Raw genomic sequence first — 241 nt, 5'->3', positions numbered from 1 at the left:
GAGCGTAAATTTACTATCCAAACGAGGTAGCGATGGATTTTTCAGTCATTTTACAAAGCTTACCTCTGTATTTTTCTGGGTTATGGACCACAGTTTGGCTGGTAGGGTTATCTTTAGTGATCGGCTTGGTTGTGGCTATTCCCTTAGCGATTGCTCGAAATAATTCGCTGTGGGTGATATGGATGCCCGCTTGGTGCTATATCTATTTCTTGCGTGGCACTCCACTGTTAGTGCAACTGTA

At 43.6% G+C, this 241-nt stretch carries 1 protein-coding gene; it reads left to right on the top strand.

Annotated elements, in window-relative coordinates:
* Positions 1-32: 32 nt before the first annotated feature.
* The coding region (locus tag V0R37_RS23125; protein WP_420376694.1) for an ABC transporter permease subunit at positions 33-241 on the top strand (209 nt) is incomplete at its 3' end.

Origin of the sequence: Pollutimonas rozaliensis (assembly GCF_048751585.1) — a bacterium.
Taxonomy (GTDB): Bacteria; Pseudomonadota; Gammaproteobacteria; order Burkholderiales; family Burkholderiaceae_B.
This window is presented reverse-complemented; position numbering and strand designations above follow the sequence as displayed.